General features: G+C 74.3%; 17 protein-coding genes. 2 read left to right on the top strand and 15 right to left on the bottom strand.

Annotated elements, in window-relative coordinates:
- Positions 1-21: 21 nt before the first annotated feature.
- From ACZ6Q9_RS12850 to ACZ6Q9_RS12820, 7 genes are all read right to left on the bottom strand, one after another.
- Positions 22-984: a DUF559 domain-containing protein gene (locus ACZ6Q9_RS12850; protein WP_393453380.1), complete on the bottom strand. Its 963-nt coding sequence runs from the start codon at positions 982-984 to the stop codon at positions 22-24.
- Positions 985-1,114: 130 nt separating this feature from the next.
- Positions 1,115-3,958 carry a type I DNA topoisomerase gene (topA, locus tag ACZ6Q9_RS12845; RefSeq protein WP_396828504.1) on the bottom strand — a complete coding sequence of 948 codons (2,844 nt, stop codon included), beginning with the start codon at positions 3,956-3,958 and terminating at the stop codon, positions 1,115-1,117.
- A gap of 334 nt (positions 3,959-4,292) precedes the next feature.
- Positions 4,293-4,997 (bottom strand): hypothetical protein, encoded by a 705-nt coding sequence (locus ACZ6Q9_RS12840; protein ID WP_393453691.1) that lies wholly within the window; start codon positions 4,995-4,997, stop codon positions 4,293-4,295.
- Positions 4,994-5,536 (bottom strand): hypothetical protein, encoded by a 543-nt coding sequence (locus ACZ6Q9_RS12835; protein ID WP_393257568.1) that lies wholly within the window; start codon positions 5,534-5,536, stop codon positions 4,994-4,996. The genes ACZ6Q9_RS12840 and ACZ6Q9_RS12835 overlap by 4 nt, the downstream gene beginning before the upstream one ends.
- Before the next feature lie 113 nt (positions 5,537-5,649).
- Entirely contained in the window at positions 5,650-8,004 is a 2,355-nt protein-coding gene (locus ACZ6Q9_RS12830; RefSeq protein ID WP_393257566.1) for a sodium-translocating pyrophosphatase, read from the bottom strand.
- A gap of 371 nt (positions 8,005-8,375) precedes the next feature.
- Positions 8,376-8,816 carry an ATP-binding protein gene (locus ACZ6Q9_RS12825; protein WP_393257563.1) on the bottom strand — a complete coding sequence of 147 codons (441 nt, stop codon included), beginning with the start codon at positions 8,814-8,816 and terminating at the stop codon, positions 8,376-8,378.
- Positions 8,816-9,172, bottom strand: coding sequence for an STAS domain-containing protein (locus ACZ6Q9_RS12820; RefSeq protein ID WP_091099109.1), 357 nt, complete (start codon positions 9,170-9,172; stop codon positions 8,816-8,818). The genes ACZ6Q9_RS12825 and ACZ6Q9_RS12820 overlap by 1 nt, the downstream gene beginning before the upstream one ends.
- Before the next feature lie 271 nt (positions 9,173-9,443).
- Here ACZ6Q9_RS12820 and ACZ6Q9_RS12815 point away from each other — a divergent pair, with 271 nt between their 5' ends.
- Positions 9,444-11,927 (top strand): DEAD/DEAH box helicase, encoded by a 2,484-nt coding sequence (locus tag ACZ6Q9_RS12815; protein WP_396828815.1) that lies wholly within the window; start codon positions 9,444-9,446, stop codon positions 11,925-11,927.
- A 300-nt stretch (positions 11,928-12,227) separates the two neighbouring features.
- On the top strand, positions 12,228-12,806 hold the full coding sequence (locus tag ACZ6Q9_RS12810; RefSeq protein WP_393257561.1) for an LURP-one-related family protein: 579 nt from the start codon (positions 12,228-12,230) through the stop codon (positions 12,804-12,806).
- Positions 12,807-13,000: 194 nt separating this feature from the next.
- Here ACZ6Q9_RS12810 and ACZ6Q9_RS12805 read toward each other — a convergent pair whose 3' ends face one another.
- The 8 genes from ACZ6Q9_RS12805 to ACZ6Q9_RS12770 all read right to left on the bottom strand — a co-directional run bounded on the left by ACZ6Q9_RS12805 (position 13,001) and on the right by ACZ6Q9_RS12770 (position 19,287).
- Complete coding sequence (locus ACZ6Q9_RS12805; RefSeq protein ID WP_393257559.1) at positions 13,001-13,396, bottom strand: Rv3654c family TadE-like protein; 396 nt, start codon at positions 13,394-13,396, stop codon at positions 13,001-13,003.
- A complete protein-coding gene (locus ACZ6Q9_RS12800; RefSeq protein WP_393257556.1) occupies positions 13,393-13,761 on the bottom strand; it encodes a TadE family type IV pilus minor pilin in 369 nt (122 codons plus the stop codon). The genes ACZ6Q9_RS12805 and ACZ6Q9_RS12800 overlap by 4 nt, the downstream gene beginning before the upstream one ends.
- Entirely contained in the window at positions 13,758-13,886 is a 129-nt protein-coding gene (locus ACZ6Q9_RS12795; protein WP_208418639.1) for a DUF4244 domain-containing protein, read from the bottom strand. The genes ACZ6Q9_RS12800 and ACZ6Q9_RS12795 overlap by 4 nt, the downstream gene beginning before the upstream one ends.
- A 64-nt stretch (positions 13,887-13,950) precedes the next feature.
- Positions 13,951-14,745, bottom strand: coding sequence for a type II secretion system F family protein (locus tag ACZ6Q9_RS12790; RefSeq protein ID WP_393257554.1), 795 nt, complete (start codon positions 14,743-14,745; stop codon positions 13,951-13,953).
- Positions 14,745-16,058, bottom strand: coding sequence for a hypothetical protein (locus tag ACZ6Q9_RS12785; RefSeq protein ID WP_396828509.1), 1,314 nt, complete (start codon positions 16,056-16,058; stop codon positions 14,745-14,747). Before ACZ6Q9_RS12785 ends, ACZ6Q9_RS12790 begins: the two co-directional genes overlap by 1 nt.
- Positions 16,055-17,266, bottom strand: a complete 1,212-nt coding sequence (locus ACZ6Q9_RS12780; RefSeq protein ID WP_393257550.1) for a TadA family conjugal transfer-associated ATPase — start codon at positions 17,264-17,266, stop codon at positions 16,055-16,057. The genes ACZ6Q9_RS12785 and ACZ6Q9_RS12780 overlap by 4 nt, the downstream gene beginning before the upstream one ends.
- Positions 17,263-18,366 carry a septum site-determining protein Ssd gene (gene ssd, locus ACZ6Q9_RS12775; RefSeq protein WP_393453389.1) on the bottom strand — a complete coding sequence of 368 codons (1,104 nt, stop codon included), beginning with the start codon at positions 18,364-18,366 and terminating at the stop codon, positions 17,263-17,265. Before ssd ends, ACZ6Q9_RS12780 begins: the two co-directional genes overlap by 4 nt.
- A 612-nt stretch (positions 18,367-18,978) precedes the next feature.
- Positions 18,979-19,287, bottom strand: coding sequence for an RNA polymerase sigma factor (locus ACZ6Q9_RS12770; protein WP_393453392.1), 309 nt, complete (start codon positions 19,285-19,287; stop codon positions 18,979-18,981).
- Positions 19,288-19,320 lie beyond the last annotated feature (33 nt).

Raw genomic sequence — 19,320 nt, 5'->3', positions numbered from 1 at the left:
CAAGATCTCAAGGAGCGTTCTTCATCCCGGCCAGCCCGCCCTGCGGAGTGCTGCGCGGAGTTGGGCGATGACCTCGGCGGGGTGGGCACGAAGGGCCCAGGACGGGAAGCGGAGGACGCGGTCTCCCTCGGCCCACAGGTCGTTCTGTCGACGCATGTCAGCCCAGGCGGCACGCGGGTCGATATGCTGACCACCGTCGATCTCGACGTGGACCCTCCACTCCTCGAAGTACGCGTCGAGGTAGCGGCGCCGCCCGCTGGCGTCACGCCGGATCATCTGCCGGATCGGTTCGGGCAGCCGTGCACGGCGCACCAGGCCGAGGAAGTCCAGCTCGGCCAGGGAATGCGCACCGCCGGCCGCGTCGGTGGCGACGCCCAGGATCAGCTTCCGGCGACGCAGTCGGGGCATCCGGTCGAGGACCTCGCGCAGGTCCTCGTCGCGCACGATCCTCTGCTGGAAGCCTGCCGCGACAATCGCCCGGGCCTCCGCGTCGGTGCCCGCCCACTGCGCCGCGTCCACGATCGAACGGGCCGGCATGGTCCGACGCGGCTGCCCGACCGCAAGCACGTCCCGCTCAGGCAGATGGGTCGTCCGGTGCACCGTTACACCCTGCGGAGGGTCCCGCCGTCGGGCGGCCGGTAGCAGGAGATGGATGGGCCGGCCGGGAAAGCCGTGCAGCCCTCCCGCCTGGGCGGCGGTCAGCCCCCCGAGCAGCGCGCCCGGCCCGGCGGCCAGTACTGCGATCCACCGGAGCTGTGCGGGGCCGATCGGCCCGTTGTGGGCGACGAAGACAGCGCGGTGAACCTGTCGCCACCGCCCGGTCGCCACCCGGTGCCTGAGCGCCTTTCGGGACAGGTGTCGTAGCGCCTGGTCGAGGCTGACTACCTCGTCCTGCCGGAAGAGCAAGCAGGTCAGGTCGTCGGCGTCGTTCCCCGGCACCGGCCGGGTCAACGCCGCGAGCGAGGCTCTTGAACGCGGACTCACGCCCCCACCATGCCCGTCCGGCACCGGTGTCAGCTGCCCCTGTGGACAACGTCAAGATCTTGGAAAGCGGCGGCCCCTGGCGAGGCCGCCGCTTTCCAAGATCCTTACGTCAGTGGCCCGACGGGGCAGGTCAGTCGGCGGTGGTGGTGGCCCTGCGGGGGGCCGCCTTCTTGGCCGGGGCCTTCTTCGCCGGGGTGGCCTTGGCCGTCGTCGTGCTCTTGGCGGCCGTGGACTTGGTCGCCGCGGCCGTCTTCTTCGTCGCCGTCGCCTTCGTCGCCGCGGCCTTCTTGGCGGGCGCCTTCTTCGCGGCGGCCTTCTTCTTCGGCGCCGGGCCCTTCGCGCGCTTCTCGGCGAGCATCTCGGAGGCTTCCTCGATGCTCAGCGCCTCCGGGGTCTGGCCCCGGCGCAGCGACGCGTTGGTCTCCCCGTCCGTGACGTACGGGCCGAACCGACCGTCCTTGATGACCAGCGGCTTCTCGGTCAGCGGGTCGACGCCCATCTCCCGCAGGGGCGGCGCGGCAGCCCGACGCTGGCGGGTCTTCGGGGCGGCCAGCAGGGCCAGCGCCTCGTCCAGCGTGACGCTGAACATCCTGTCCTCGGAGTCCAGCGAGCGGAACTCGTCGCCGCGCTTGACGTACGGGCCGTAGCGGCCGTTGTTCGCGAAGACCTCGACGCCGTCCGGGGCCACGCCGACCAGCCGGGGCAGGCTGAGCAGCTTCAGCGCCTCGTCGAGGGTGAGCGAGTCCGGCGACTGCGAGCGCAGCAGCGACGACTTGCGCTCGCCGCTGGCCACGTACGGGCCGAAGCGACCCGACTTGAGCAGGATCGGCTCGCCGGTGGCCGGGTCGTCGCCGAGCTTCCGCTCGCCCCCGCCCCCGAGGAACAGCTCGTGCACCTTCTCCGGGGTCAGCTCGTCCGGCGCCAGCCCCTCGGGGATCGGCGCCCGGTCGCCCTGGCCGCCGCCCTCCTCGCCCTCCGCGGCGGGCGCCGGCGGCTCGCCCGGCACCGCCCGCTGGAGGTACGGGCCGTAGCGGCCGACCCGGACGACGACCTCGCGGCCGTCGTCGTCGGTGAACAGCGGGATCGAGTTGACGCTGCGCGCGTCGATCTCGCTGAGGTTCTCGGTGACCAGCTTCTTCAGGCCGCCGGAGCGGGCGATGTCCCGGTCGCCGGCGCCGTTGGCGCTGCCGAAGTAGAACGCGGTGAGGAAGTCGACCGCCGCGTGGTCGCCGCCGGCGATCTCGTCCAGCTCGTTCTCCATGCTGGCCGTGAAGTCGTAGTCGACCAGGCGCGGGTAGTGCCGCTCCAGCAGGCCGATCACGGCGAACGCCAGGAACGACGGGATCATCGCCTGGCCGCGCTTGAAGACGTACCCGCGGTCCTGGATGGTCTGCATGATCGACGCGTACGTCGAGGGACGGCCGATGCCCAGCTCTTCGAGGGCCTTGACCAGCGACGCCTCGGTGTAGCGCGACGGTGGCTGGGTGTGGTGGCCCTGCGCGGCCAGCTCGTCGGCGGTGAGCGGCTGGTCCTTGACGAGGGTGGGCAGCCGGCGCTCGGCGTCCTCGGCCTCGGCGTTCTCGTCGTCGCTCGACTCGACGTACGCGCGCAGGAAGCCCGGGTCCGTGATGGTCTTGCCGGTGGCGCCGAAGTCGGCCTCCTCCTGCGCCGAGGAGACGGCGCGGATGCGCACCGAGACGCTGGAGCCGACGGCGTCGGTCATCTGCGAGGCGATGGTGCGCCGCCAGATCAACTCGTAGAGCTTGAACTCCTCGGCCGACAACTCCTTGGCCACGTCGCCCGGGGTGCGGAAGTTGTCCCCCGCCGGGCGGATCGCCTCGTGCGCCTCCTGCGCGTTCTTCACCTTGCCGGTGTAGCGGCGCGGCTCCGGCGGCACGCTGCGCTCGCCGTACAGCTCGACGATCTGCCGGCGGGCCGCCGCGATGGCGGTCTCCGACAGGTTCACCGAGTCGGTACGCATGTAGGTGATGTAGCCGTTCTCGTAGAGGCGCTGCGCGGTGCGCATCGTCTGCTGCGACGAGAACCGCAGCTTGCGGGCCGCCTCCTGCTGGAGGGTGGAGGTGATGAACGGCGCGTACGGGCGACGCCGGTAGGGCTTCTCCTCGACGCGGGTGACGGTGAACGGCCGGCCCTCCAGGCGGGCCGCGAGCCCCCGGGCCCCGCCCTCGTCCAGGTGCACCACCCCGGCGCCGGGCTTCACGCGACCCGTGGTCGGCTCGAAGTCCTTGCCGGTGGCGATGCGGTCGCCGTTCAGCGCGACCAGGGTGGCGTTGAAGTTGCGCGGCCCCTCGCCGGCGTTCGCCACGGCGAGGGTGGCCAGGATGTCCCAGTATTCCGCCGTGCGGAAGGCCATCCGCTGCCGTTCCCGCTCCACCACGATCCGGGTCGCCACGGACTGCACCCGGCCCGCCGAGAGCTTCGGCATGACCTTCTTCCACAGCACCGGGGAGACCTCGTAGCCGTAGAGCCGGTCGAGGATGCGCCGGGCCTCCTGGGCGTCGACCAGGTCCCGGTCGATCTCGCGGGGGTTGGCCACCGCCGCCTGGATCGCCGGCTTGGTGATCTCGTGGAAGACCATCCGCTTGACCGGCACCTTGGGCTTGAGGGTCTCCACCAGGTGCCAGGCGATCGCCTCGCCCTCGCGGTCCTCGTCCGTCGCCAGGAAGATCTCGTCGACCTCCTTGGCCAGCTTCACCAGCTTGCTGATCTGCTGCTTGCGGTCGGCGGAGACCACGTAGAGGGCGTGGAAGCCGTTGTCGACGTCCACCCCGAGCCGCGCCCACGGCTCGCCCTTGTACTTCGCCGGCACGTCGGCGGCGTTGCGTGGAAGGTCCCGGACGTGGCCGAAGCTGGCCTCCACGACGTATCCCGGGCCGAGGTAGCCCGAGATCGTCTTGGCCTTCGCCGGTGACTCGACGATGACCAGGCGGGTGGTTCCAGCGTTGCTCGGCACGTTTCTCCCCGACCTCACTCCTGCTCGCAGCCGCGCGGTGCCCGGTTCGGGCCCACTTCCGACCCGCCGACCCCCGGCGGCCCGGACGTCCAACGTAACGCGCCGCCCGCGTTTCGGGTTTCGCGGGCGGCAAACCGCCCCCGGCGGGGCGGCACCTTCTCTCCGGCGGTGCTGGCGGTGCCGGACGGCGCCACCGTACACCGTGCGTGTGCCGGGAGGCGGGACACTGTGACGATGGCGAACCGTCGGTCGAGGCGCCACCCGGCCGTTTTCCTGCGGATTTCCGCGTCCGGCTGTCCCGGATCGGACACCGGCGGGGCGGGGGCGGGCCGGGTCAGGGGTGGCCGGGCCAGGCCGCCGGCGGGGCGGCGGGCGGCGGGTCCCCGACCAGCTCGGCCAGGCGGGCGAGCCGGCGGCGGCCGGTGATCCGGTACGCCGGGCCGCCGTCGGCCGGCCCCAGGAGGGCCCCGGACAGGCCGACCGCGGCGAGCGCCCCGCCGACCGGCTCCCAGCACTCCTCGTCGGCCACGCCGAGCCGGAGCAGGTAGCCGGGCGGCTCGGCCACCCCCGCCGCGGCGAGCCAGAGCCGCAGCCGCCGACCGTTGAGGTGGAACCCGGCGGGCGGGCGCTTGCCGGAGCCGCGCAGCCAGGCCACCGCGAGCGGCTTCAGGGTGCGGGCGTACGAGGTGCGCACCGCGTGCCGCCCGTCGGCGGTCGCCTCCCAGGTGGCCGCCACCCCGCGCAGCGCCAGCTCGGCAACGAGCACGTGCACGCGCCAGGCGGCGTCCACCACCACCGAGAGGCGGGCCGTCCCGCCCATCCGGACCACCTCGCCCGGACCGGCGAGCAGCCCGGCGAGGTCGGCGAGGGACGGGTCCGCCGCCTCGGCGGCGAAGAACGGCAGTTGCCGGGCGGAGTCGTCGACGTCGCCCGGCGGGGGCGGGGCGACCCGCCGGGGCGCCGGCGCCACCCGGTCCGGCTCGGGTGCCGGGAACAGCGCGGGCGGCGTCAGGCCGTCCGACTCACCGGTCCCGCTCAGCGACACTCCGGCACCTCGTCGAAGGCCCGTTTCAACTCCTCCGAGTTGAGCCGGCTGGTGTCGAGCGCGCTGGCGTCGTACTCCTTGTTCAGGGTGTCCACGGCGGCCCGGACGCCGTCGTAGAAGGCGGCGGGCTGGCCGGTGCTCAGCCCGTCGATGGTGTCGCGGGCCCGGCCGTACGCGTCGCGCATCTTCTCCAGGGACGCGCGGAAGCCGGCGGAGACCTCCGCACCGTGCTCGGCCTCCGGGATGCCGGCCTGCTCGACCTTGCGCCGGGCGGTCTCGCTGGCCTGCTCCGCGCCACCGAAGAGCCGCACCAGGTTCTCCTTCGCCTGCGCCGGGGTGGTCTGGGCGGTCATCTGCTGGTCGGTGCTGCTGGTCAGCTTGCTGATCTCGGCCCGCCACGGGGTGAGCGCCGAGCAGACCGACGCCGCCCACGCCTGCGGGCTGGGGCCGCCACCGCAGCCGGCGGCCACGAGGACGAGCGTGGCCAGGACCACCGTGAGCTTTCCGGCGGTTGCCGCCCGGCACGTGCGCATGCGAAGCAGCGTACGGCCTGTGTCGAGCCGGGGCACCGGTCAGGTTTACCGCGGCGGCACGGACGGTCCCCGGCCGGCCACGCGGGCCGACCGGGGACCGGATGCCGGACGGATCAGGCGTTGACCGTCTCCGGTCGCTGGTCCGGGCTGCCCGTGCCGGTGCCGGCACCGGAGTCCGACATCGCCACGCCCTTGCGCTTGCTGAACACCACCGCCGCGACGACGATCAGCGTCGCCACCACGGCGATGCCGACCCGCAGGGCGGTGTTCTTCTCGTCGCCCACGCTCCAGGCCACCACGGCCGGCGCGATCAGCAGCGAGACCAGGTTCATCACCTTGATCAGCGGGTTGATCGCCGGGCCGGCGGTGTCCTTGAACGGGTCGCCGACGGTGTCGCCGATGACGGTCGCGGCGTGCGACTCGGAGCCCTTGCCGCCGTACGCGCCGTCCTCGACGAGCTTCTTCGCGTTGTCCCAGGCGCCGCCCGAGTTGGCCAGGAAGACCGCCATCAGCGTGCCGGCCCCGATCGCCCCGGCCAGGTACGCCGCGAGCGCACCCGGCCCGAGGCCGAAGCCGACCGCGATCGGGGCGAGGATGGCGAGCAGGCCGGGGGTCATCAGCTCCCGCTGCGCGTCTCGCGTGCAGATGTCGACGACCTTGCCGTACTCGGGACGCTGGGTGCGGTCCATGATCCCGGGCAGCTCGCGGAACTGCCGGCGGACCTCCATCACGACCGCGCCGGCCGAGCGGGAGACCGCGTTGATGGCCAGCCCGGAGAAGAGGAAGACCACCGCCGCGCCGATGATCAGGCCGACCAGGTTGCGCGGGTTCGCCACGTTCAGCGAGTTGAGGATCTCGGCGCCGACGTCGCCCACCCCCGCGTCGGAGTACGCGGTGCGCAGCGTGTCGGTGTAGGAGCCGAAGAGCGCCGTCGCGGCGAGCACGGCCGTGGCGATCGCGATGCCCTTGGTGATCGCCTTGGTGGTGTTGCCGACCGCGTCCAGCTCGGTCAGCGTCCGGGCGCCGTGCTCGTCGATGTCGCCGGACATCTCCGCCACGCCCTGGGCGTTGTCGGAGATCGGGCCGAACGTGTCCATCGCGACGATCACACCGACCGTGGTGAGCAGGCCGGTGCCGGCCAGCGCCACGGCGAACAGCGAGAGCGTGATGGAGCTGCCGCCGAGCAGGAACGCGCCGAACACGCCGGCGCCGATCAGCAGCGCCGAGTAGACCGCCGACTCCAGGCCGACGCTGATGCCGGCGAGGATGACGGTGGCGGGGCCGGTCTGGGAGCTCTTGCCGATGTCCTGCACCGGGCGCCGGTCGGTCTCGGTGAAGTAGCCGGTCAGCGCCTGGATCGCGGCGGCCAGCACGATGCCGATGACGACCGCGCCGATGGCGACGACCCGCGGGTTCTCGTCGACGTCGGTGAGCCCGCCCTCCAGCTCGGCGAAGGTGGCCGGCAGGTACGCGTACGTGGCGACCGCGACCAGCACCGCGGACAGCAGCGCGGAGATGTAGAAGGCCCGGTTGATCGCGGTCAGGCCGCTGCGGTCCGAGGCGCGCAGCCGGGTGATGAAGACGCCGACGATCGCGATGAGCACGCCGATGGTGGAGATGATCAGCGGGAAGACCAGGCCCTGCTCGCCGAAGGCGGCGCGGCCGAGGATCAGCGCGGCGACCAGGGTCACGGCGTACGACTCGAAGAGGTCGGCGGCCATGCCGGCGCAGTCGCCGACGTTGTCGCCCACGTTGTCGGCGATGGTGGCGGCGTTGCGCGGGTCGTCCTCGGGGATGCCCTGCTCGACCTTGCCGACCAGGTCGGCGCCCACGTCGGCGGCCTTGGTGAAGATGCCGCCACCGACCCGCATGAACATGGCGAGCAGCGCCGCGCCGAAGCCGAAGCCCTCCAGCACCGTCGGCGCGTCGCCCCGGAAGAAGAGCACGACCAGCGCGGCACCGAAGAGGCCGAGCCCGACGGTGAGGAAGCCGACGACGCCGCCGGTGCGGAAGGCGATCTTCATGGCGCCCTCGCGGCCGCCCTGCCGTTCCCGGGCGGCGGCGGCGACGCGCAGGTTGGCCCGGGTGGCCAGCCACATGCCGGCACCGCCGATGAACGCGCTGAACAGCGCGCCGACGACGAAGAAGGCGGAGCGCCCGATCTTCACCGCCGTCTCGCTGCCGTCGGTGTCGTGCACCGGCAGCAGGAAGAGCAGCACCACGGCGATGACCACGAAGATCGCCAGGGTGCGGAACTGCCGGAGCAGGTAGGCCGAGGCGCCCTCCTGGACCGCGCCGGAGATCTCCTGCATGTTGGTGGTGCCCTTGCCGGCGGCCAGTACGGCCTTCGTCAGTGCGGCGGCGAAGGCGAGCGCCACCAGCGCGATCACCGCGGCGATGACGACGTACGTGACGTTGTTTCCGGTGAGGGAGATCCCGCCGCCCTCGGCGGCCAAGGTGTCGGACATCTGTGTCCTCCTGTACCGAACGCTCGCGCCGGCCGGTGGAGACGCACCGACCCGGCGCCTGGATGCGGATTCGCAAGCGCGCGCCAACCCACCCCGGCGGATCAGCGATGACACCGTTCCCGCTGGTTGCGGGATGCGATCACTTGCTGACAACCCGCGTACTGTAGCCCTCCGCAGTGTCGGAGGTCACACCGAGGGGGCACCCTGTCTCGATGATCTTCGTCGCTGTGTTATGAGGAAAAATCTGATATAGGAGTCCGTCCATGACAAGGAGGCCGCGTCCCTTCCCGGGACGCGGCCTGACGGCGTGCGACACCCTCTGCCGGAGGGCGGTGGAGGTGCGGCTCGACCCCTCGCCGGGGCCGGGCGGATCAGCTTCGGCGGCCCACGGGCCAGACCATCCGCACCTCGGTGCCGATGCCCTCGTCGACCGGGCGGACCTGCAGGTCCTCGACGAAGCCGGCGAGCAGCGCGAAGCCGACGCCGGTGGTGAGGTCGTCCTCGTTCAGCGATTCGTTGGCGAGCTGGTCGGCGTCCAGCGCGGCCAGGCCGAGGCCGGCCTCGATCGGCGCGCGGTCGACGACCCGCACCGCGTACGCCCCGCTGTCGGACATCTCGACGAGCACCGGGTCGGGCACGCCGTACTGCCGGTGCAGGGCGACCGCACGCGTGCACGCCTCGCCGATGGCGAGGCGCACCTCGTCGAGCAGGTCCTCGCGGACCCCGGCGCGCCGGGCGACCGCCACACCGACCAGGCGCGCGGTGCGCACGTGCACCGGGGCCGGCGAGAAGGAGAGCCGGACCGTGGCCATCACGCGCCAGCGCCGGCCGGGCCCGCGCCGATCGCCGCGTCGACCGTGGGATGCAACGGGAAGACCTGGTCGAGCGCGGTGATCCGGAAGATCTTGAGCAGCGGCTCCTTGTCGCAGACCAGCGCGAACGAACCGCCGGCCGAGCGCAGCCGCTTGAGCGCGCCCACCAGCACGCCCAGGCCGGTGGAGTCGAGGAAGTCCACCCGGCCGAGGTCGACCACGACGTGGCGGGCCCCGCCGTCGATCAGTTCGAGGAGCCGTTCCCGCAGCCGGGGGGCGGTGTAGACGTCCACCTCACCGCCGACCTCAAGCACTGTGTGCTCGCCCACGGTGCGGGTCGCCAGCGACAGCTCCATCGGTCCTCCCTCGCAAGAGCCGTAAACTCTCCTGGGCATCTAACCATCCCCGCCGGATACGGCTCTGCTCACCGGCGAAGGCATCCCCATACCCCGCTTTTCATCTCCGAACACCAGTGCGAGAGTGCAGGACGTGACCTCCGACAGCTTCAGCTCGGCGCGTCTGACGCCGCGCGACGACCTGAAGCCGTCGTCCGACAGCTCCGGCTCGACGCCCCCGACGCCGCGCGACGACCTGAAGCCGTCGTCCGACAGCTCCGGCTCGGCACGTCTGACGCCGCGCGACGACCTGAAGCCGTCGTCCGCAGCCACCGTATCCGCAGGCACCGGTCCCGGGCGATCGCCGGCTGACCTGCTGGGCCGGCTGCGCGCCCGCAACGGCGTCGATCCGGTCACCCACGTCGAACGGGTCCCGGCCCGGGCCGGCGAGCCCGCCCCGTGGCCGGGCTGGGCGCCGGAGGAGTTGCGCGCGGCGTTCGCCCGGCGTGGCGTGGTCGCGCCCTGGCGGCATCAGGCCGAGGCCGCCACCCTGGCGTACGACGGCCAGCACGTGGTGGTCGCCACCGGCACCGCGTCCGGCAAGTCCCTGGCCTACCAGCTCCCCGCGCTGGCCACCCTGCTCGCCGACCCCCGGGCCACCGTGCTCTACCTGGCGCCGACGAAGGCGCTCGCCGCCGACCAGTTGCGCTCCGTCGCCGCGCTGGAGCTGGAGGGCGTACGCCCCGCCTGCTACGACGGCGACACCCCGCGCGCCGAGCGGGAGTGGATCCGGCGGCACTCGCGGTTCGTGCTGACCAACCCGGACATGCTGCACCACGGCATCCTGCCCGGCCACGCCCAGTGGTCCGGGTTCCTGCGCCGGCTCGCGTACGTGGTGATCGACGAGTGCCACACCTACCGGGGGGTCTTCGGCTCGCACGTCGCGCACGTGCTGCGCCGGCTACGGAGATTGAGCGGCGCTTCGGGCCGATCCACCTCCCCCGCGCTCGCAGGCTCGCGCAAGGCGCCCGTCTTCGTGCTGGCCTCGGCGACCTCCGGCGACCCGGCGGCGGCGGCCGGGCGGCTCACCGGGCTGCCCGTCGCCGCCGTCACGGAGGACACCTCGCCGCGCGGCGGGGTGACCTTCGCGCTCTGGGAGCCGCCGCTGCTGCCGCCGGACTCCCACGCGGACCAGCAGGCGGACCTCACCCAGGTCCGCCGGTCGGCGCTGCGGGAGACGGCCGACCTGCTCGCCGACACGGTCGCCGAGGGGGTACGCACACTGGCCTTCGTGCGCTCCCGGCGCGGCGCCGAGGTGGTCGCCGCGAACACCCGCCGCGCCCTCGACGAGGCGGTGCCCGGCCTCGGCGACCGGGTGGCCGCCTACCGGGCCGGGTACCTGCGCGAGGAGCGACGCGAGCTGGAACGCGCGCTGCTGCACGGTGACCTGCTCGGGCTGGCCTCGACCAACGCGCTGGAGCTGGGCGTCGACCTGATCGGGCTCGACGCGGTGCTGATCTGCGGTTACCCGGGCACGCGGGCCTCGCTGTGGCAGCAGGCCGGCCGGGCCGGGCGCTCCGGGCAGGAGGCGCTCGCCGTGCTGGTCGCCCGGGACGACCCGCTCGACACCTATCTGGTGCACCATCCGGAGGCGCTGTTCGGGCGGCCGGTGGAGGCGACCGTGCTCGACCCCGCCAACCCGTACGTGCTGGCCCCGCAGCTCGCCCGCGCGGCCGTCGAGGCGCCGCTGACCCCTGCCGACCTGGAACTCTTCGGCGACGGGGCCAAGGAGGCGGTGGACCAGCTCGTGGCGGCGGGGGCGCTGCGACAGCGGCCGACCGGCTGGTACTGGCGGCACCGGGAACGGCCGGAGGTGGACCTGCGCGGCGAGGGCGGCGCGCCGGTCTGCGTGGTGGAGGCGGCGACCGGGCGGCTGCTCGGCACCGTCGACGGCGGCTCGTCGCACTTCCTGCTCCACCCCGGCGCGGTCTACCTGCACCAGGGCGTCTCGTACGTGGTCGACTCGCTCGACCTGGCCGACGGGTGCGCGCTGGTGCACCCCGAGGAGCCGGACTGGTCCACCCATGCCCGGGACGTCACGTCGCTGTCGGTGGTGTCGGTCCGCTCGTACGTGGACGCCGGGCCCGTCGGCCTCTTCCTCGGCGAGGTCGACGTGACCAGCCAGGTGGTGTCGTACCAGCGACGACGGATCGCCTCCGGCGAGGTCATCGACACGCGCCCGCTGGACCTACCGGCCCGGGAGCTGCGCACCGTGGCGGTCTGGTTCACCCTGTCGCCGCAGTCCCTGGTGGCCGCCGGCGTGGAGCCGGCCGACGTACCGGGCGCACTGCACGCCGCCGAGCACGCCGCGATCGGGCTGCTGCCGCTCACCGCCACCTGCGACCGCTGGGACATCGGCGGGCTCTCCACCGCCGTGCACCCGGACACCGAGGCGCCGACGGTCTTCGTCTACGACGGGCACCCCGGCGGGGCGGGATTCGCCGAGCGCGCGTACGGCACGGCCGCGGCCTGGCTGCGGGCCACCCGGGACGCGATCGCGGAGTGCGGCTGCGAGGCGGGCTGCCCGTCCTGCGTGCAGTCCCCGAAGTGCGGCAACGGCAACAACCCGCTCTCGAAGCCGGACGCGGTGAAGGTGCTGGACGTGGTGCTCGCCAACCTGCCCGACGGCGTACCGGCGCCCCGCCGGTCCGGGGATGCCGGCGGCACCCCGGATCCTCGCGCCGCTGCTCCGGGTGACGCTGCCGTCCGGGACTGACCAGCCGCCGTGCGCGCTGCCGTCCCACGCGGGGCGGATTCCGGCGGCGCGATCTCGCGGCGCGATCTGGCGGCACAATCTGGCGGCACAATCTCGCGGCACAATCTCGCGGCGCGATCTCGCGGCGGCTCGGGAGGTGGGTTCTGGCGACGAGTTCGGGCGACGAGTTCGGGCGGCGGGCTCCGGCGAGGGGTTCGGGGTGGCGGAGGCGCGGGTGACGACGGGGCCGCTCGCTACCAGAGGGCCGGCGGGACGGTTGAGCCTGTGCGACACTCCGGCCCACCCCTCGAAGGAGATTCAATGCAGCCCGACACCTTGCAGTCCCAGCAGCAGTTCCACATCCGGCAGCGGATCCGGATGATGGTCAACCAGTACGAGGTCCACGCCGTCGCACCGGACGGCTCCGAAGGCGGGATGCTGGCGTTCGCCCAGCAGAAGCGGCTCGCCTTCAAGGAGCAGGTGACGATCTACACCGACGACTCGAAGCAGCAGCCGCTGCTCGGCTTCAAGGCCCGCCAGCGCCTCGACATCGGCGCCACGTACGACGTGACCGACCACGCCGGCAACCCGATCGGCCAGTTCCGCAAGGACTTCGCCCAGTCGCTGCTCCGGTCCACGTGGCACGTGGAGCAGGCCGGCCTGCCGCAGATCACCGGCCAGGAACGCAGCATGCCGGTGGCGCTGCTGCGGCGCTTCGTCGACTCACTGTCCTGGCTGCCGTACCACTTCGACTTCGTCGCCGACGGCCAGCCCGTCTTCTCGGTGATCAAGCAGTGGGGCCTGCGCGACCGGTACGTCGTCCAGGTGCAGCACCCGCAGATCGACCGCCGACTCGTGATCGCGATGGCCGTCGCCCTCGACGCCCTCCAGGCACGCTGACCCGCCGGTGCCGGGCTACGCCTGGCGGCGCTCGACGGCGACCTGAGGTGCCGAATCACGGCGACCTGAGGTGCCGAATCACGGCGGCGCGAGGTGCCGAATCACGGCGGCGCGAGGCGGCGTTCCCGCCACCCCGCCCGGCTCCTTGCCGACCTGGTCAGGGCGACCTGGCGTCTGACCAACCCCTCTCCTGGTCAGCTCCCCTCCTGGTCAGCCCGGACCGGTCCGGCGCGGGCGGTCGCCGTGGCGGCCCGCGCCAGGCCGGGCAGCGGGGTGACGGCCACCTCCGCGGTCACCAGGAGGTCGAGGCCGTCGAGCCGGCAGTCCAGCAGTGAGCCGCCGTTGGCGGCGGCGATCTCCGCTGCCCGACCGCACGCCGCCGTTTCGCCACGGAGGGCCTGCCCGGCACCGGCGAGCGCGCCGAAGTCCGCCGCGACCCGGGCCTGCTGCCGGGCGGTCTGGGCGGCCCCGACGGCCGCCCCGAACAGGCCGACCACGACGAACACCAGCCCGACCGCGAGCAGGCAGACCGTCGCTCCGCCACGCTCCCCGCCGTTTCCTCTGCGGCGAGGCACTGACGGGCCGGTCACGGTCGGGCCGCCGGGACGCCGGGTTCCACGGCCGCGACCGCGGTCGCGGTCACGGTGATCCGGGGCAGCCGCGTGCCGAGTGCGCGTACGGGCCCTCGGACGGTGGCGGTGACCCGCTGGCCTTCGACCGTGACCGTTACCTCGGCGCCCGCCGGGGCCGCCCGGCCGGCGGCGGACGCCCCGTCCTCGCCCCGGGAGGCGGCGAGCGCCGCCTCCCGGGCCGCGTGCAGGCAGCCCGCCCTCGTGCCGACGGCGTTCACCGCGGTCAGCCCGGTGAGCAGGAGCAGCATGAGCGCCGGCAGGCCGGCCGCCAGTTCGGCGGTGAAGGAGCCCCGGTCGCGGCCGGCCGACCGGCGCCAGCTCACTTGAGCGCCCGGTCGATGACGGCGGTCAACGCGGACTGCACGTTGCCGGAGGTCAGCACCTTCAGCAGGATCCCGGCGAAGGCGACGGCGGCGAGCGTGCCGACGGCGTACTCGGCTGTGTTCATCCCGGCGTCCCCGCGCAAGCGGGCGAGAAGTTTGCGCACGTGATCGTCCTTTCTGGAGGGTGTGTCAGAGCACGTCGCCGAGAACGGCGACGATCACCGGCACCAGGCCGGCGAGAATGAAGGCCGGCAGGAAGCAGAGCCCCAGCGGCAGCACGATGAGGACGCCGGCGCGGCGGGCGGCCGCCTCGGCAGCCGTGGACCGGTCGGCGCGCAGGTCGTCGGCGAGCCGGGTCAGCGCGCCGGCCAGCGCCCCGCCGCTGTTAGAGGAGCGCAGGACGGCAGCCGTCAGCCGCTCGGCGCCCGGCACCGACGCGAGCGGCTCCCACGCCTCCTCGGGGCCGCCGCCGAGCCGCAGCAACCGGCCCACCCGGGCGAGCCGGTCGGCGAGGGGCCCGTCGAGCGCGTCCGCCACGGCCAGGACGGACCTGTCCACCGGTGCCCCCGCCCGCATCGCCGCCGCGAGAAGGTCGGCGGCGAGCGGGAGGTCGGCGGCCTCCCGCAGCCGCCGCCTGCGTACGGCCGACGGCTCGATCCGGCGCAGCATCCGGTCGAGCAGCAGCGCCGCAGGAACGGCTGTCAGCAACCCGGGCCAGCCGCCGACCACGACGGCCACGGCCAGACCACCCAGCCCGGCGGAGAGCCGGATCGCATCCGGCCGTCGTCGGGACCGCGCACCCTCCGGCGCCTCGTCACCGGTCCCGGGCACCACCGGTCGGTGAACCGAGCCGGCCGGACGTACGCCGGGCGGCGCCCCGCGCAGGGCGTGCAGGCGGCGCAGCGGCCGCCGGCCGGCGAGGAACGCGACGGCGAGCAGCGCCACCGCCGCCAGGCAGCCCGCGACCAGCACCGCCCGGAGCATCAGCTCGCCCGCCCCGGTGTCGCGCCGAGCCGCTCGGCCCAGAACAGGCCCGCGACCTGGAGACCGACGGCGGCGACCGCGCACGCACCGCCGACGGGGGTGTGCAGCAGCACCGCCACGGGGTCGACGCCGATGCCGTAGCCGAGCCCGATGCCGCCGAGCGGCAGAGCGGCGAGCAGCAACGCGGTGGCGCGCGCCCCGGCCGCCTGGGCGTCCGCGGCGGCCAGTCCCCGGTCGGTGGAGCGGGCGTCGGCCTCGATGCGCTCCAGTAGCTCGGCCAGCGGCGCGCCCGTCCGGTCTGCGAGGCGTACGGCCGCCCGCGCCAGCCGCTCCAGCCGGTCCGGGCCGTTGCCGGCGGGTCGCCGGAGCGGCTTGAGCAGCGTGTCCGCTCTGGCATTGGCGGCCCGCCCGTCGCCCGGCGCCGCATCCTGCGGTCCGATCCCGGCGGGGATTCCGACCCGTCCGAGGGTGAGTTGCTCGGCGGCGACCGGCACCGGCAGGCCAGCCCGCAGATCGGCGGCCAGCCCACAGAGTTCGTCCAGCCGACGTCGCCGGGCCCGGTCCGCCAGCTGGCCGGACTGCCGTCGGAGCAGCGCGCGGGCGGCCAGCGTGCCGTAGGCGCCGACGGCCACCGCCGCCACCGGCCCGGCCAGCAGCAGTCCGGCCGCGACGCCGGCCAGTCCCACCAGCAGCAGGGTGCGCCTCGGTGACGTGGTCAGCACACCCGACCAGTCTCGCCGTCCCGCACCGGCAGGACGGGCTGCCCGTACGTCGGGTCGACGGGTGGGTGCAGCGGTCGGGGCCGGCGCGCCGACGGGACGTCGCGCGTCCCGCCGGACGGGTGGTCGGACGGGTCCCGGCGGTCGGGACGGGCCGGGATGACCACCGGCGGGCCACAGCCAGGACGTCCGGTCCGCGACGTCCCGCGGCAGCCACTGCGCCGCGCCGCCCGGTCCGCGCCCGCTCGGAGGCACCCGGCGGACCGAGGCGGCCTGGGCGGCGGCCGGCAGGCGCGCCGTCGCGGCCACCTCGGACATCTCACCCGGTTGCCGGCCGGTCGGCACCGCCGCAGCGGCCGGGCCGGGAAACGTCTCGGCGGGACGGTCCGGCGGGGCGGGGCGGAGGTCCGGCTCCGACGCCCGACGCAGCTCGGTGACCCAGTCGACGAGCGGATCGTCCGCCCCGGTCGACGCGTTCCCTTGTGCCTCGCTCGCGAGGGCGCGCCGCCTGCTCCGAAGGCCGCCCACCAGGTTGGCCACGACGACCGCCGACGCGATCGACAGCAGCGCCACCAGCGCGTACGGGGCGCTCACTTCGGGCCCGCCGATCCGGGCCACGGCTCGCTGAGGACCGGCGGCACCGGCACGCCGCGCTCCCGCAGCAGCGCTCCGAGCGCGCGGGCGGCGGGACCGAGGCCGCGCCCGCGTACCCAGGCGGGAACCGCGGCGACCAGGCGGTCCGGGCCCTCGGGCAGGAGCAGGCACACCGACTCCAGCAGCCGCCCCTGCTCGCCCCGGCGCACCTGGAGCAGCACCTGGAGCGCGGCGGCCACCTGGGCGTGGAGCGCGGGGCGGGGCAGCCCACCGAGCATCCCGAGCGCCTCCAGCCGGGCCGGCACGTCGGAAGGGGCGTTGGCGTGCAGGGTGCCGGCACCGCCGTCGTGACCGGTGTTCAGGGCGGCGAGCAGGTCGACCACCTCCCCGCCCCGGCACTCGCCGACCACCAGCCGGTCGGGCCGCATCCGCAGTGCCTGCCGGACCAGGTCGGTCAGCCCGACCGCGCCGGAGCCCTCCACGTTGGCAGTCCTGGCCTGCAACCCGACCACGTGCGGGTGCCGGGGGTGCAGCTCGGCCGCGTCCTCCACCAGCACGATCCGCTCGGTCGACGGCACCAGCCCGAGCAGCGTGTTCAGCAGAGTCGTCTTGCCCGAGCCGGTGCCGCCGGTCACCAGGTACGCCAGCCGGGCCGCCACCACGGCGGATAGCACCGGCGCCATCGGCCGGGGCACCGTCCCCTGGCGTACCAGCTCGTCGAGGGTGAACGGCCGCTGCCGGAACGTCCGCAGGGACAGGTAGGGACCGTCGGTCGCCACCGGCGGCAGCACGGCGTGCAGCCGGGTGCCGTCGGGGAGTCGGGCGTCCGCGTACGGCGAGCCGTCGTCGAGCCGCCGGCCGGCGCTGGCGGTGAGCCGCTGGGCGAGCCGGCGAACGTCGTCGACCGTGCCGATCGGCACCGCGACCTGGTGCAGGCCCTGCCCCCGGTCCACCCAGACCCGGACGCCGTTGACCAGCACGTCGGTGACCTCCGGGTCGGCCAGCAGCGGCGCGAGCGGACCGGCGCCCACCAGGTCGTCGTGCACCCGGTCGGCCATCCGCAGCAGGGCGGTGTCGCCCAGCACGGCGGCGGTGGGTTCCGCGCGTACGGCGGACACGATCGCGGCGGGGGTGACCGGGGTCGCCGTGGCCGCGATCCGCTGCCGCACCCGGGAGGCGAGGGTGTCGCCCTCGGACGGTCCGGTCATGCCGCACCCGCCGTGGGTGTACCGGTCAGGTCGGCGACGATGCGCTGGCAGAGGGCCGCCAGCGGCCCCCGGCCGTGGGCGGCCGGTGCCTCGCCCCGCTCCAGCCCACGGGCCAACGCCGGCTCCGGCCGCAGCGTGCCGGCGAGCGGCAGCCCGAGCGCGCGGGCCACCTCGGCGGCCCCGAGCCGGCCCGGTGCCGGACCGCGCACGATCACCGACATCGCGGCGCAGTGCGGTGCGGCGGCCGCCACCACCCGGGCGGCCGCGGCGGTGGCCCGCAGTTCGGCCGGTACGACGACGAACACCTGGTCGGCCGCCTGGAGTGCGGTGACGGCAGCGTCGTCCAGTTGCCGGGGCAGGTCCACCACCACGAAGTCCCGGCCCCGCCGGGCGGCGTCGACCGTGGCCGCCATCGCCTGGGCGGGCAGGGCGAGCAGGTCGCCCCGGTCCCAGGAGAGCACCACCAGGTCGCCCCGGCTCGGCAGGGCCCGTACCAGCGTCGGCGCGTCCACCCGGCCGTCGGCGTCGGTCAGCGCCGGCCAGCGCAGCCCCTCCAACTGCTCCCAACCCAGCACCAGGTCGAGCCCACCGCCGAGCGGGTCGGCGTCGACGAGCAGGGTGCGCAGCCGGGCACGGGCGGCCGTGACCGCGAGCCCGCCGGCCAGGATGCTCGCCCCGGCGCCGCCACGCCCGCCCAGCACGGCGGTGATCCGGGCTACGCCCCGATCGGCGCCCTCCGGCCCGCACTCGGCGAACCGGTCCACCAGCCACGGCTCGGCGGCCGGCAGGACCGCCACGTGCTCGGCGCCGATCAGCTCGGCGACCTGGAAGCCGGGATCGGGCTCCCCGGACCGGCCGACCAGCACCATCCGTGGCCGCTGCGGCAGCCGCGCCCGCAGGCACGGCTGGGCCTGGTCGGCGCCGACCAGCACGAGCGGGGCGGGCAGCCAGCGGGTCCGGGCCGCCGCCGGGTCGGCGGCGAGTTCCACCTCGACGCCGCCCGCCGCGGCGAGCCGGAGCAGGTCGTCGAGCAGGTCGCCGTCCGAGGTGACGAGCAGCGGCAGTCGCCGGTGCGGCGGGACGGAGGTACGGGGTGGCATCGCGGCCTCCAGCGGTCGGGCTCCGGGGTTGCTGACCCGAGACCCTGCCCCCGATCCGCCGCCGGACGCCGCCCCACGGCACCAGCCTGTGGACAACTTCGGCGCCTGTGGACAACGCCCACTGCGCGAGTCGATCTGCTATGTCCGTCGGCCACGGCACGGCCCCTGTCGTACGCCGCCGCGTGATCCGCCACCGTGACCGACGACCTCGTGGAGCTTCTCGACCGGGCGGGCGACGCCGACCACCCGGACCGACCCGCGCCGCCGACCGACCCGCGCCGCCGACCGACCCGCGCCGCCGACCGACGCGAGCCGCGGCAGGCGGTAGCCACGCTCGGCTTTCCCCCGCACCCGCGGCAGCCCTCCGCGACGACGGCGACGGGCCGTACGCATCGATAGCCTGCGCTGTATGCACCGCAGTCGTCTGCACGCCGTCCTGATCGACGCCCCTTGCACACCACCCACGTACCTGACGGCCGGGACCACCACCCCTTCTCCCGGTAGTGCATCGCGGTGATTGCCAAGCATCAGTTCCTCGACGTCAAGCAACCACGGAGCAACCAGCAGAGTGAGCCCCGCCCACCTCGCACCGGCCGCCAACTACCCAGAGTTTTAGGTCTGCCTTGCCGCCCGGTGCTGGTTGGCCAGGTCAGTGGCGAGCCCGTCAAGCCAGGGTCGAGCGTCGGACTGGGTGATGTCGAACCGATTCCGAAGACGAAACGCCGCGACGAATGTCTCCGCGACAAGTTCGTCTGCGGCCGACACACCGAAGCGTCGCGCTAGGTGACGATGGATGCGCCGCGCGTGCCGGTCGATGATCGTCGAGAAGATCTCGGGATCCTCCTCGGACCAAGCGATTATTTCGGCATCTGTCAATGCACCGCCGCCGACATTCTTCGTCCGCCGTCGCAGGAATCGCATGGTAGGCCTCTCACAGAAGAGCGTCATCCGTTA

The sequence above is a fragment of the Micromonospora sp. NPDC049139 genome, from assembly GCF_055586845.1.
The sequence above is the reverse complement of the archived record's forward strand: the minus strand, read 5'-3'. Positions and strand labels throughout refer to the sequence as shown.

What these genes read in the sequence shown, in the direction of transcription:
- ACZ6Q9_RS12810 (WP_393257561.1), top strand. Translation starts at nt 12,228, where the DNA reads ATGCAGCCCGACACCTTGCAGTCCCAGCAGCAGTTCCACATCCGGCAG.
- ACZ6Q9_RS12780 (WP_393257550.1), bottom strand. Translation starts at nt 17,266, where the DNA reads ATGACCGGACCGTCCGAGGGCGACACCCTCGCCTCCCGGGTGCGGCAG.
- ACZ6Q9_RS12820 (WP_091099109.1), bottom strand. Translation starts at nt 9,172, where the DNA reads ATGGAGCTGTCGCTGGCGACCCGCACCGTGGGCGAGCACACAGTGCTT.
- ACZ6Q9_RS12790 (WP_393257554.1), bottom strand. Translation starts at nt 14,745, where the DNA reads ATGCTCCGGGCGGTGCTGGTCGCGGGCTGCCTGGCGGCGGTGGCGCTG.
- ACZ6Q9_RS12830 (WP_393257566.1), bottom strand. Translation starts at nt 8,004, where the DNA reads ATGTCCGACACCTTGGCCGCCGAGGGCGGCGGGATCTCCCTCACCGGA.
- ACZ6Q9_RS12835 (WP_393257568.1), bottom strand. Translation starts at nt 5,536, where the DNA reads ATGCGCACGTGCCGGGCGGCAACCGCCGGAAAGCTCACGGTGGTCCTG.
- ACZ6Q9_RS12795 (WP_208418639.1), bottom strand. Translation starts at nt 13,886, where the DNA reads ATGAACACAGCCGAGTACGCCGTCGGCACGCTCGCCGCCGTCGCCTTC.
- ssd (WP_393453389.1), bottom strand. Translation starts at nt 18,366, where the DNA reads ATGCCACCCCGTACCTCCGTCCCGCCGCACCGGCGACTGCCGCTGCTC.
- ACZ6Q9_RS12825 (WP_393257563.1), bottom strand. Translation starts at nt 8,816, where the DNA reads ATGGCCACGGTCCGGCTCTCCTTCTCGCCGGCCCCGGTGCACGTGCGC.
- ACZ6Q9_RS12770 (WP_393453392.1), bottom strand. Translation starts at nt 19,287, where the DNA reads ATGCGATTCCTGCGACGGCGGACGAAGAATGTCGGCGGCGGTGCATTG.